Consider the following 12274-nt stretch of genomic DNA (forward strand, 5'->3'; position numbering starts at 1 on the left):
AGACTCGCCGGCACGAGGGCGCAGCCCCGCCATTGTCCCACGCCGTGGCCCGAATCGATTACGACGAAGACGAATCCATCGACGACAGCGAACGTCCGCAGTGGCGCCGGCGCCTGGTCACCTGGGCGCTGGCGGCGATCGGCCTGGGCCTGGGCTTCCTGATCCCGTACACGCTGTACCTGAACCACGAGGTCGGCCAGCGCTTCGGCCAGCTGCGCTGGCAGATCCCGACCCGGGTCTATGCGCGCCCGCTGGAACTGGCGCCGGGGCTGACGCTGGACGCGGCCACGCTCAAGACCGAGCTCGACGCCGCCGCGTACCGCGAGGGCGACGGCGTCCGCGCCGGTACCTACGCCCGCGAGGGCGGGCGCTGGCGCATCTCCAGCCGCGGCTTCGCCGACGTCGACGGGCCGGTGCCGGCACGCCGGATCGAGCTGGTGCTGTCCGGCGGCGAGGTCGCCTCGCTGCGCGAGGCCGGGAGCAAGCGCGCGCTGAAATCGGCGCGGCTGGACCCGGCGCGGATCGCCACGCTGTACGGGCAGAAGCAGGAGGAGCGCCGCCTGGTCCGGGTGGACGAGGTGCCGGAGCTGCTGGTCACCGGCCTGCAGGCGGTCGAGGACCGCGACTTCGCCCACCACATCGGCATCGACCCGGCCGGGATGCTGCGCGCGGCGTTCAAGACCGCCACCGGCCGCAAGCAGGGCGGCAGCACCCTGACCCAGCAGCTGGCGCGCAGCGGCCTGCTCGGCATCGGCCGCGAGCAGACCCTGACCCGCAAGTTCAAGGAGATCCTGTACGCGCTGCTGATCGAGGCGCGCTACGACAAGCGCACCATCCTCGAGGCCTACCTCAACCAGGTCTACCTCGGCCAGCGCGGCGCGCAGGCGATCCACGGCGTCGCCGCCGGCGCCGAGTTCTGGTTCGGCCGCGACCTGCGCGACCTGACCACCGAGCAGATCGCGCTGCTGATCGGCATCGTCCGCGGCCCCTCGTACTACGACGCGCGGCGCAACCCGGAGCGCGCGCGGGAGCGGCGCAACTTCGTCCTCGGCGAGATGCGGGAGACGAACCTGATCGACGAGGCCGAGTACCGGCGCGCGCTGAAGGCCCCGCTCGGCGTCACCGACGCCCCCGGCAGCCTGGCGCCGAACCGCTTCCCCGCGTACGTCGACCTGGTGCGCCGCCAGCTCGCCCGCGACTATCCGGCCGACGCGCTGGCCGGCGCCGGCCTGAGCGTGATGAGCGGCATGTCGCCGTCGGCGCAGGCGCTGGCCGAGGCCGCGGTGACCCGCACCCTGAAGAGCCTGGACGGCAGGCGCCGCCCGCCGCTGCAGGCCGGCGTGGTGGTCACCGACGTGCACAACGGCGAGGTGGTCGCGGTGGTCGGCAGCCGCAGCGTCGGCGAGCACGGCTTCAACCGCGCGGTCGAGGCGCAGCGGCCGGTGGGTTCGCTGCTGAAGCCGTTCGTGTACCTGCTGGCGCTGGCGCAGCCGGGCAAGTACTCGCTGGCCAGCTGGGTCGACGATTCGCCGGTGACGGTATCGCTCGGCCGCAACAAGACCTGGAGCCCCGGCAATTCCGACGGCCGCAGCCACGGCACGGTGCGCCTGATCGACGCGCTGGCGATGTCGTACAACCAGGCCACGGTGCGGATCGGCATGCAGGTCGATCCGCAGCGCATCGCCGGGCTGATCCGCACCCTCGCCGGCATCGAGGCGCAGCCGCATCCGGCGCTGATCCTCGGCGCGGTCGACCAGAGCCCGTACGCGATGGCGCAGCTGTACCAGTTCCTCGCTTCCGGCGGCGAGATCCAGCCGCTGCACGCGGTGCGCGGCGTGCTCGACGACAAGGGCCGCGCGCTCAAGCGCTACGACACCGAGCCGGCGCCGGCGCAGGAAGGCGACGCGATCGCCGCGCGCCTGATCACCATCGCGTTGCAGCATGCGGTGTCGGGCGGCACCGGCACCCAGCTGATCCGCGACGGCCTCGGCCGCCTGTCGCCGGCCGGCAAGACCGGCACCAGCAACGACGGGCGCGACAGCTGGTTCGCCGGCTGGACCGGCGACCACCTCGCCGTGGTCTGGGTCGGCAACGACCAGAACAAGGAAACCGGCCTTTACGGCGCCACCGGCGCGATGCGGGTATGGTCGTCGCTGTTCGCGCGCCTGCCGAGCGCGCCGCTGCGCGTCGGCAGCCAGGGACTGGACTGGCAATGGGTGGTCGGCGCCAGCAGCACCGACCCCGGCTGTCCCGGCGCGCGCCGCTTCGCCTTCGTCGCCGGCTTCGCGCCGCCCTACGCGCCTTGCCCGGCGCCGGAGCCGGTCGAGGAGGCGCAGGGCGGCTGGCGCGAATGGTTCGGCTTCGGCCGCGACGAACAGCAGGAACCGGCGCAGGACGAGACCGCGCCGGCGCAGGAGGAACAGCGGTGATTCGCAAAGCAATCCGGAGCCGCGGCCCGGCCGCGGCGCTGCTGCTGGCGCTGGCGGCCTGCCGCACGCCGGCGCCCGACGTGGCCGTGCCGACGTTCGATGCCGAGGCCGCGGTGGCGGCAATCCGCGGCATCGGCGGCGCCGACGACGCCGAGCTGGACGTGCGGCCGCTGCGCGATGCCCAGGTCGAGGACCTGCGCGAGCAGGCCGCGCAGCTCGAGCGCGAGCGCAAGTACGCCGAGGCGGCGCAGGCGCTGGACCAGGCGCTGCAGGTCGTCGCCGACGATCCCGCCGTGCTGCAGGAGCGCGCCGAGGCGGCGCTGCTGCAGCACCGCTACGCCGACGCCGAGCGCTACGCGCGGCAGGCGCTGGCGCTGGGCTCCAGGCTCGGCCCGCTGTGCCGGCGCCACTGGGAAACCGTGGCCCAGGCGCGCCTGGCGCAGGGCGGCGACGTCGAGGGCGCGCGGCGCGAGCGCGACGCCTGCACCGTCGCCGCGCCGCCGCGCTACTGAGATGCCCGGCAGCCGGCTCGGCGAGGCCAGTCGCACCGCGCTGGCCGATGGCGGCGCGTTCGCGCGCGAGCTGCCGGGCTTCGTCGTGCGGCCGATGCAGCAGGACCTGGCCGAGGCGATCGGCGAGGCGATCGAGACCCGCGGCACGCTGCTCGCCGAGGCCGGCACCGGCACCGGCAAGACCTTCGCCTACCTGGTGCCGGCGTTGCTGTCGGGCAGCAAGACCATCGTCTCCACCGGCACCCGCGCGCTGCAGGACCAGCTCTACCATCGCGACCTGCCGCGCGTGCGCGACGCCCTCGGCGTAGGGCTCAAGACCGCGCTGCTCAAGGGCCGCGCGAACTATCTGTGCCATTACCGCATGCGCCAGGCGCAGGGCGAGCCGCGCTTCGCCAGCCGCGAGATGGCCGCGCAGTTCCAGCGCATCGTCGCCTGGTCCGGGCGCACGCGCATGGGCGACCTGGCCGAACTCGACGCCTTGCCCGAGGACTCGCCGCTGCTGCCGATGGTCACCAGCACCGCCGAGAACTGCCTCGGCGGCGAGTGCCCGTTCTTCGCCGACTGCTTCGTGGTGCAGGCCCGGCAACGGGCGCAGGCCGCGGACATCGTCGTGGTCAACCACCATCTGCTGCTGGCCGATCTCGCGCTGAAGCAGGAGGGCTTCGGCGAGATCCTGCCCGGCGCGCAGACCTTCGTCGTCGACGAGGCGCACCAGCTGCCGGAACTGGCCGCGCAGTTCTTCGGCGAGACCCTGAGCGCGCGGCCGCTGGTCGAACTGGCGCGCGACGCCCTGGCCGAGTGCAGGCAGGTGCCGTCGGCGCTGGCGGCGGTGCAGGCGCCGGCGCGCGCGCTGGAGCAGGCGGTGCGCGCGCTGCGCGCGGCGATGGACGAGTTGCCGGTGCGCGGCACCCGCCGGCGCGCGGCCGAGCTGGCGGCGGCCGAGGACGCGTTCGACGCGCTCGCGCAGGCGCTGCACGACTTGCACGCCGCGCTGCAGCCGCTGGCCGCGGCCTCGCCCGGGTTCGATGGCTGCGCGGCGCGCGCGCTGGAGTTCGAAGGCCGGCTGCAGCGCTGGCGCGACGACGGCGCGGCGGCCGGGGCGGAAGCGGAGGACGAATCCGCCGCCGATTCCGCGGCGCCGGGCGCCGAAGCCGAAGGGCGAGCCGCCGCAGGGCCGGCGGCGCAGGGCCCGCAGCCGGAGCCCGGGCAGAAGCGTCGCGGCGACGAAAGCGTGCTCTGGTACGAGCTGAGCGCGCGCGGCTTCCGCCTCAGCCGCACGCCGCTCGATGTCGCCGGCCCGCTGGCCCGGCACCGCGCGCGTTCGCAGGCGGCCTGGGTGTTTACCTCGGCCACGCTCGCGGTCGGCGGGCGCTTCGAGCACTTCGCCGGCAAGCTCGGCCTGAACCTGCGCGGCGAGCATCCGCCGCGCACGCTGCTGGTGCCCAGCCCGTTCGACTGGCAACGGCAGGCGCTGTGCTACCTGCCGCGCGGCCTGCCCGACCCGATGATGCGCCACTACAACGAGAGCCTGGTGGAGAAGATCCGCCCGGTGCTGGAGGCTTCCAGCGGGCGCGCGTTCGTGCTGTTCGCCTCGCACCGTGCGTTGCGCGAGGCCGCCGAGCTGCTGCGCGACGGGCCGTGGCCGCTGTTCGTGCAGGGGGAGGCGCCGCGGCCGGTGCTGCTGGAGCGCTTCCGCGCCTCCGGCAACGGCGTGCTGCTCGGCGCGGCCAGCTTCCGCGAGGGCGTGGACGTGGCCGGCGAGGCCCTGAGCGTGGTGGTGATCGACAAGCTGCCGTTCGCCGCGCCGGACGACCCGGTGTTCGAGGCGCGGCTGGACGCGATCCGCCGCGGCGGCGGCAACCCGTTCCGCGACGAACAGCTGCCGCAGGCGGTGATCGCGCTGAAGCAGGGCGCCGGCCGGCTGATCCGCAACGAGAACGACCGCGGCGTGCTGGTCCTGTGTGATCCGCGCCTGCTCGCCAAGAGCTACGGCAGCGTGTTCCTCAACTCGCTGCCGCCGCTGCCGAAGACGCGGCGGATCGAGGACGTGGCGGCGTTCTTCCAGGCCGCGGATCCGGGCGCCGCGATTCCGGACTCGTGACCGGCCAGAATCCGCATCCGTTACGCTTCCCCCAAGCCCGGAACCCGAATCCCGAATGAAGCTGCTCGCGTTCGAAACCTCCACCGAAGCCCTGTCGGTCGCCGTGCACGTCGACGGCGAGATCCGCGAGCGCTTCGAGCTGGCGCCGCGGCGCCACGCCGAACTGGCGCTGCCCTGGGCCGAGGCGCTGCTGGCCGAGGCGGGCGTGGCGAAGGGCCAGCTCGATGCGATCGCGGTCGGGCGCGGGCCGGGGGCGTTCACCGGGGTGCGCCTGGGGGTGGCGCTGGCGCAGGGCATCGCGCTGGCGCTGCAGCGGCCGGTGCTGCCGGTCTCGACCCTCGCCGCGCTGGCGCTGCGCGCCGAGCCGGCCGACGGCGAAGCGCGCGTGCTGGCGGCGATCGACGCGCGCATGGGCGAGGTCTACAGCGGCGCCTTCCTGTTGCGCGAGGGCGAGGCGCGCGCGCTCGGCGCCGAGCGCGTGGGCACGCCGGACGCGGTCGCGCTGCCGGACGAGGGCGACGGCTGGCACGGCGTCGGCACCGGCTTCGCCGCCGGCGAAGGCGCGCTGCAGCGCCGCCTCGGCGCGCGCTTCGCCGCGATCGACGCCGCGGCGCTGCCGCACGCCGCCGATGTCGCGCGCCTGGCCGCGGCCGCTTACGCCCGCGGCGAGGCGCTCGCGCCGGAGCGGGTCGAGCCGGCCTACCTGCGCAACGACGTCGCCCTGACCCTGGAGCAGCAGCGCGCGCTGCGCGCAGGCCGCTGAGGCCGGGCGCGCAGGCGGCCGCGGGAATGGCCTCGCGAGCGGCGGTCCGGCACGGCCGATCCGCGGGAACTTCGCCGTTCGTCGCCGGGTCTGCCAAGCCGCGGCGGTCGAAGGCGCGCGACGCGTGCGGGCCGCCGCCACCAAGCCGGCGTCGAGGAGCGAGTGCATGAACCGGAAGACCGAACGCCCGAAGCCGGCCGCCCGCGGGTGGCGTTGGCTGCGTTGGCTGCGCACCGAGGCGTTGCCGCTGCTGGCCATGCTGTTGCTGCTGACTTCGGCGCGCTCCTCGTTCGCCAATCACTACCACGTGCCGAGCGGTTCGATGGAGCCGGCCCTGATGCCGGGCGATCGGGTGCTGGTCGACATGAGCGCCTACGGCCTGCGCATTCCGTTCACCGGGATCGACGTGGTCGCGCGCGGCGAGCCGAAGCCGGGCGACGTGGCGGTCTTCGATTCGCCGCTCGACGGCACCCGGCTGGTCAAGCGCGTCGTCGCGGTCGGCGGCCAGCGCATCGAGTTGCGCCGCGGGTGGCTGACCGTCGACGGCCGGGCGTTGCGGGCGCGCGGGGACGGTCCGGTCGAGCGTTTCCCGGGCAAGGACGTGATGCTGAACCTGGATGCCGGCGGGGGCCCCGACATCCCGCCGGCGACGGTGCCCGAGGGCTATGTGCTGGTGCTCGGCGACCACCGCGGCAACAGCCTGGACGGGCGTTTCTTCGGCCTGGTGCCGGAGCAGGCGCTGTATGGCAGGGCGGTGGCGGTGTACTTCCGGCGCGGCGAGGGATTCGTCTGGCGGCGGCTTTGAGCAGGCGCGGCCTCCCCGGCGGCGGAAGAGGCGGAGCGGTGCCGGCGCGTGCCGGCTACTCGTCGACCAGCTCGCCGCCGGGCAGGAACTGCCAGGTGCGGGTCACGTGCAGCACGTCCGGGTTTTCCTCGGTCTTCGGCAGCGGCGGGTAGGGCTCGGCGAGCCGGGCGATGCGCAGGGCCGAGGCGTCGAGCAGGGGGATGCCGCTGGACTGGACGATGTCGGCACGCTCGACGCTGCCGTCGCGGCGGATCGCCACCGTGATCACCACCTGCCCGGCCAGGCGCCGGCGCCGCGCTTCGTCCGGATAGTTGAGGTTGCCGACGCGCTCGACCCGGTCGACCCACTCGCGCAGGTAGCCGGCCCAGACGTACTCCTGGGTGCTGGCCGAGACGAACTTGCGCGTGGGCCGCTTGGCGTAGCGCTCCGAGCGCAGGTGGATCTCCGCCGCCAGCCGCGCCATCGCCATGTCGTGCTCGACCTTCTCGCGGCCCGGCGGCAGCGGCCGCTCGCTCGGCGCCGGCGCGGTGCGCGGCAGCGCGGCGGGTTCCCGGCCGCGTACGCTGGCGAGCACGCGCGGGGTCGGCGCCGGCCGCGGCGCCGGCGCCTGCGCCCGCAGCGGGCGCGGGGCCACGCCGTGGTCGGCCTGCGGCAGCGGGCCGGACAGGGCTTCGCGCGGGCGGGTGCTGCGGTCGTGCTCGCCGCCGCCCTGGTTGCTGGCCTGGGCGAGGAAGTCGGCCTGGGCCGGGGTCAGCGCGGTGCTGGTCTGGGTCAGGATCACGTCCAGCGTCGGCAGCACCGGCGCGGCCCGCTGCAGCGTCCAGCCCACGCCGAGCAGGAGCACGCCGTGGACCAGCAGCGAGAGGACGAACGTGGCGCTGAGGCGGCCGCGTTCGCCCGCGGCCGGGACGCCGGCGGCGCTCATCGGGCGGGCGGGGCGGCCGGCTGCGGGGGCGCCGCGTCGGCCGGGCGGGCCGCGTCCGCGCCGGCCTCGACCGCGTCGAACAGGCGCCCGGCGATGTTCAGGCCGAACTGGGCGTCGAGCTCGCGGATGCAGGTCGGGCTGGTGACGTTGACCTCGGTCAGGTAGTCGCCGATCACGTCCAGGCCGACGAACAGCATGCCGCGGCGGCGCATCTCCGGGCCGACCTGGTCCGCGATCCAGCGGTCGCGCTCGGACAGCGGACGGCCCTCGCCGCGGCCGCCGGCGGCGAGATTGCCGCGGAACTCGTCGCCCTGCGGGATGCGCGCCAGGCAGTAGTCGATCGGCTCGCCGTCCACCAGCAGGATGCGCTTGTCGCCGTCGCGGATCTCCGGCAGGTAGCGCTGCGCCATCGCCAGGCTGCGCCCGCCCGAGGTCAGCGTCTCCAGGATCACGTTGAGGTTGGGCTCGCCCGCGCGGGCGCGGAAGATCGAGCGCCCGCCCATGCCGTCCAGTGGCTTGAGCACCGCCTCGCCGTGCTCGGCGACGAAGGCCTTGAGCGAGGCCGGATCGCGCGACACCAGGGTCTCCGGGCAGCATTGCGGGAACAGCAGCGCGGCCAGCTTCTCGTTGAAGTCGCGCAGGCCCTGCGGGTCGTTGACCACGCGCGCGCCGGCGCGCTGGGCCAGGCCGAGGACCTGGGTGTCGTGCAGGTATTCGGCGTCGACCGGCGGGTCCTTGCGCATCAGCACCACCTGGCCCGGGCCGAAGCGCAGCGGCGCCCAGGCCCCCAGCTCGTACCAGCCGGCGGCGTCGTCGCGCACCCGCAGCGGGGCGGCCAGCGCCTCGGCCGCGCCGCCGCGCACCGCCAGCCCGCCCGGGCGCACGTACAGCAGCCGGTGGCCGCGGCGCTGCGCCTCCAGCAGCATGGCGAAGGTCGAGTCCTTGGCGATCTTGATCGACCCGATCGGGTCCATCACGACGACGATGTCGAGCGGCATGGGCGCGGCGGTGCCGGAAAGCGGGCGAGGCGGGGATGGTAGCAGGCGGCCCCGCGCCGCCGCCGGCGCAGCGGCGGAACGCGCCGTGGTTCGGCTCGGGATTGTTAACCCGGTCGCGGCACGGAGGCGCCGGGTGAGCCGACCCCGCGCGTTTCGGGTAACCTGCCGCCGCGGTCGGAGAAACCTGTCGCGCCCGGCCGCGGCAATCGCGCATTCAGCTGGCGCCCGCGGAAACGCGGCTTGACAGTGCCGGCGCGGCTTGGAATAAAGACGGCTTCGCGACGCCGGAGCACCGGCGTTCGCTTGGGGGAAATCCAGAATGCTAGACGAGGTCCGCACCGGCGGCCTCGGCGGACTCCGGGTCATGGTCATCGACGACTCCAAGACCATCCGCCGGACCGCCGAAACCTTGCTGAAGCGCGAGGGCTGCGAAGTGGTCACCGCCACCGACGGCTTCGAGGCGTTGGCGAAGATCGCCGATCAGCAGCCGCAGATCATCTTCGTGGACATCATGATGCCGCGGCTGGACGGCTATCAGACCTGCGCGCTGATCAAGAGCAACCACCTGTTCAAGCACACGCCGGTGATCATGCTCTCCTCCAAGGACGGATTGTTCGACAAGGCGCGCGGGCGCATCGTCGGCTCGGAACAGTACCTCACCAAACCGTTCACCCGCGAAGAACTTCTCGACGCGATCCGCACGCACGTCAACGCCTGACCGGGGGGTAGGGCAGCATGGCACGCATTCTTCTGATCGAGGACTCGCCGACCGACACGGCGGTCCTGACCCAACTGCTCGAGCGCAACGGCCACCAGGTGCTGGCCGCGAGCAGCGCCGAGGACGGCATCGAGGCCTGCAAGCGCGAGAAGCCGGACCTGGTGATGATGGACATCGTGCTGCCCGGCATGAACGGCTTCCAGGCGACCCGCGCGCTGTCGCGCGACGCCGACACCGCCGCCATCCCGGTGCTGATCGTCAGCACCAAGGGCATGGACACCGACAAGGCGTGGGGCATGCGCCAGGGCGCCCGCGACTACATCGTCAAGCCGCCGCGCGAGGACGAGCTGATCGCGCGCATCAACGCGCTGCTGGGTGGATGAGCCGATGGCGCCGTCGCCGTTCGACGTGCTGGTCGACTACGAGCGCCGCAGCCTGGCGCACGTGGCCGGCCTGCCCGAACAGCTCGACGCGCCCGGCCTCTGGCGCGGCGTCGGCTACCGCATCGGCGCGCGCCGCCTGGCCTCCGGCTTCGGCGAAGTGGTCGAGATCCTGACGCTGCCGCAGGTCACGCCCGTGCCCGGCGCGCAGCCGTGGCTGCTGGGCCTGTCGAACGTGCGCGGCAACCTGCTGCCGGTGGTCGACCTCAAGCAGTTCCTGGAAGGCGAGCGCACCGTGCTGCACGAGAGCCAGCGCATCCTGCTGGTGCGCCAGCCCGGCGGCGACGTGGCCGTGCTGATCGACGAGCTGTTCGGCCAGCGCAGCTTCCTCGAGGAGCAGCGCCTCGACGCCGACGCGCTGGCCGGCAGCGAGCTGGTCGCCGGTCGCTACGGCCATTTCGTCGACCACGCCTACCGCATCGACGGCGAGCTCTGGGGCATCTTCAGCCTCGACCGGCTCGCCCGCACCCCCGAATTCCGCCAAGCCGCTTCCGACTTGCCGCGGTCCGAACACCGCATCGGCAGCACCACACTCGAGGTCGAATCATGAGTAGCGCGATGGACAACGTTGCCGGCAAGGGCCGCAACACCGGCGTCAACATCTGGCTGGTCGTGCTGGGCGTGTCGGTGCTGATCTTCGGCCTGAACACCGGCTACGCGACCTGGAAGGCGGCGCGCCTGGGCGGCGCGAGCTCAGCGGCGTCGGCGCTGCAGGTGAATTCGCAGAAGCTGGCGGTGCAGGGCCGCGAGGCGGTGGGCGGCGCGGCCGACGCGTTCAAGGCGTTCAAGGACACGCGCGCGCAGATCGTCGCCGACGTGCAGCAGCTCAACGCCAACTTCGGCGGTACCGCCGGCGTGGCCGGGCCGATCAAGACTGTCACCGACACCTGGGCGCCGCTGGGCAAGAGCGCCGACCAGGTGCTGGCGAGCGAGCAGGCGGTGCTGGCCCTGGCCGGCAACGCCGACCGCTTCACCGGCCGGGTGCCGCAGCTGCAGGCGCGCCTGGACGAGCTGGTGCGCGCGATGTCCGCTTCCGGCTCGCCGTCCTCGCAGGTCTACATCGCGCTGCGCCAGGTGGTGCTGGCCAGCACCATGGCCCGCCGCATCACCGAGATCCGCGCCGGCGGCAGCGGCGCCGCGCTCGCCGGCGACGCGCTGGCGCGCGACGCCTCGGTGTTCGGCAGCGTGCTGACCGGCCTGCGCAAGGGCGACGCCGCGTTCGGCGTGACCCCGCTCGGCAACGCCAACGCCCTGGCGGCGCTCGGCCAGGCCGAGACGCTGTGGCAGGAGATGAAGAAGGACCTGGACGCGATCCTCGCCAGCGCGCCGAACCTGTCGCGCGCGCAGGCCGCGGCCGAGTCGATCACGGTCGGCTCGAACAAGCTGCTGGCCGACAGCCAGGCCCTGTTCCAGGCCTTCACCGCGTTCGGCTCGCTCAGCGACAGGTCGCTGCTCGGCAACATCTGGATCTCGATCCTGTCCGGCATCGCCGCGCTGGCCGCGATCGTGTTCCTGGTGGTGTCGCTGAACCGCGCCCAGCGCCAGCGCTACCTGACCACCAAGGAGCTCAACGACCGCAACCAGGAGGCGATCATGCGCCTGCTGGACGAGATGGGCTCGCTCGCGGAAGGCGACCTCACGGTGAAGGCGACCGTGACCGAGGACATGACCGGCGCGATCGCGGACTCGATCAACTTCGCCGTCGAGCAGCTGCGCAGCCTGGTGCAGACGATCACCGACACCTCGGTGCAGGTCGCCGCCAGTGCGCAGGAGACCCAGGCCACCGCGATGCACCTGGCCGAAGCCGCCGAACACCAGGCGCAGGAGATCAACTCGGCCTCGGCGCGCATCAGCGAGATCGCGGCCTCGATCGACCAGGTGTCGAAGAACTCGGCCGAATCGGCGGACGTGGCGCAGCGCTCGGTGCAGATCGCGACCAAGGGCGCGGGCGTGGTGCGGCAAACCATCGCCGGCATGGACTCGATCCGCGACCAGATCCAGGAGACCTCCAAGCGCATCAAGCGCCTGGGCGAGAGCTCGCAGGAAATCGGCTCGATCGTGGAACTGATCAACGACATCTCCGAGCAGACCAACATCCTGGCGCTGAACGCGGCCATCCAGGCCGCGTCGGCGGGCGAGGCGGGCCGCGGCTTCGCGGTGGTCGCGGACGAAGTGCAGCGCCTCGCCGAGCGCGCCTCGCACGCGACCAAGCGCATCGAGACCCTGGTGCAGACGATTCAGGCCGACACCAACGAAGCGGTGTCGTCGATGGAGCAGACCACCGCCGAGGTGGTGGCCGGCGCGCGCCTGGCCGAGGACGCGGGCACCGCGCTGGGCGAGATCGAAAAGGTGTCGTCCGACCTGTCCAACCTGATTCAGGGCATCTCGCAGGCGGCGCAGCAGCAGTCCAGCGCGGCGTCGAACATCACCGCGACGATGCACACCATCCAGTCGATCACCGCGCAGACCTCGCAGGGCGCCAACCAGACCGCCGCGTCGATCGGCAACCTGGCCCAGCTCGCCGCGGACCTGCGCCGTTCGGTCGCCGACTTCAAGCTGCCGGCCTGACGGGCCTGACCGGGA

At 73.4% G+C, this 12274-nt stretch carries 11 protein-coding genes; 9 read left to right on the forward strand and 2 right to left on the reverse strand.

Features of this window, described 5'->3' with window-relative positions; all coding sequences use genetic code 11:
* Nucleotides 1-44 precede the first annotated feature (44 nt).
* The 5 genes from mrcB (at nucleotide 45) to lepB (ending at nucleotide 6610) form a co-directional block, all read left to right on the forward strand.
* Nucleotides 45-2429: a penicillin-binding protein 1B gene (gene mrcB / locus EDC50_RS14475; protein WP_123771209.1), complete on the forward strand. Its 2385-nt coding sequence runs from the start codon at nucleotides 45-47 to the stop codon at nucleotides 2427-2429.
* On the forward strand, nucleotides 2426-2941 hold the full coding sequence (locus EDC50_RS14480) for a hypothetical protein (protein ID WP_123771210.1): 516 nt from the start codon (nucleotides 2426-2428) through the stop codon (nucleotides 2939-2941). The genes mrcB and EDC50_RS14480 overlap by 4 nt, the downstream gene beginning before the upstream one ends.
* Nucleotide 2942: 1 nt before the next feature.
* Nucleotides 2943-5042, forward strand: a complete 2100-nt coding sequence (yoaA, locus tag EDC50_RS14485; protein ID WP_123771211.1) for a DNA repair helicase YoaA — start codon at nucleotides 2943-2945, stop codon at nucleotides 5040-5042.
* 55 nt (nucleotides 5043-5097) lie between these two features.
* Nucleotides 5098-5805, forward strand: coding sequence for a tRNA (adenosine(37)-N6)-threonylcarbamoyltransferase complex dimerization subunit type 1 TsaB (gene tsaB / locus EDC50_RS14490; protein ID WP_123771212.1), 708 nt, complete (start codon nucleotides 5098-5100; stop codon nucleotides 5803-5805).
* A gap of 166 nt (nucleotides 5806-5971) precedes the next feature.
* Nucleotides 5972-6610: a signal peptidase I gene (gene lepB / locus EDC50_RS14495; protein WP_123771213.1), complete on the forward strand. Its 639-nt coding sequence runs from the start codon at nucleotides 5972-5974 to the stop codon at nucleotides 6608-6610.
* 55 nt (nucleotides 6611-6665) lie between these two features.
* On the opposite strand, the gene EDC50_RS14500 is transcribed toward lepB, so the two are convergent.
* Entirely contained in the window at nucleotides 6666-7535 is an 870-nt protein-coding gene (locus EDC50_RS14500) for an energy transducer TonB (protein ID WP_123771214.1), read from the reverse strand.
* Nucleotides 7532-8533 carry a glutathione synthase gene (gene gshB, locus EDC50_RS14505; RefSeq protein WP_123771215.1) on the reverse strand — a complete coding sequence of 334 codons (1002 nt, stop codon included), beginning with the start codon at nucleotides 8531-8533 and terminating at the stop codon, nucleotides 7532-7534. Before gshB ends, EDC50_RS14500 begins: the two co-directional genes overlap by 4 nt.
* A 319-nt stretch (nucleotides 8534-8852) precedes the next feature.
* Here gshB and pilG point away from each other — a divergent pair, with 319 nt between their 5' ends.
* From pilG to EDC50_RS14525, 4 genes are read left to right on the forward strand one after another with little or no spacing between them, the layout of a single operon-like run.
* Nucleotides 8853-9251 (forward strand): twitching motility response regulator PilG, encoded by a 399-nt coding sequence (gene pilG, locus EDC50_RS14510; RefSeq protein ID WP_123771216.1) that lies wholly within the window; start codon nucleotides 8853-8855, stop codon nucleotides 9249-9251.
* A gap of 17 nt (nucleotides 9252-9268) precedes the next feature.
* A complete protein-coding gene (locus EDC50_RS14515; RefSeq protein ID WP_123771217.1) occupies nucleotides 9269-9634 on the forward strand; it encodes a response regulator in 366 nt (121 codons plus the stop codon).
* A gap of 4 nt (nucleotides 9635-9638) precedes the next feature.
* Nucleotides 9639-10241, forward strand: a complete 603-nt coding sequence (locus tag EDC50_RS14520) for a chemotaxis protein CheW (protein ID WP_123771218.1) — start codon at nucleotides 9639-9641, stop codon at nucleotides 10239-10241.
* The gene (locus EDC50_RS14525; protein ID WP_123771219.1) at nucleotides 10238-12259 is read left to right on the forward strand and encodes a methyl-accepting chemotaxis protein; all 2022 of its coding nucleotides are present in this window, start codon (nucleotides 10238-10240) and stop codon (nucleotides 12257-12259) included. Before EDC50_RS14520 ends, EDC50_RS14525 begins: the two co-directional genes overlap by 4 nt.
* The last annotated feature ends 15 nt before the right edge of the window (nucleotides 12260-12274 follow it).

This window comes from Vulcaniibacterium tengchongense (assembly GCF_003814555.1).
Taxonomy (GTDB): Bacteria; Pseudomonadota; Gammaproteobacteria; order Xanthomonadales; family Xanthomonadaceae; genus Vulcaniibacterium; species Vulcaniibacterium tengchongense.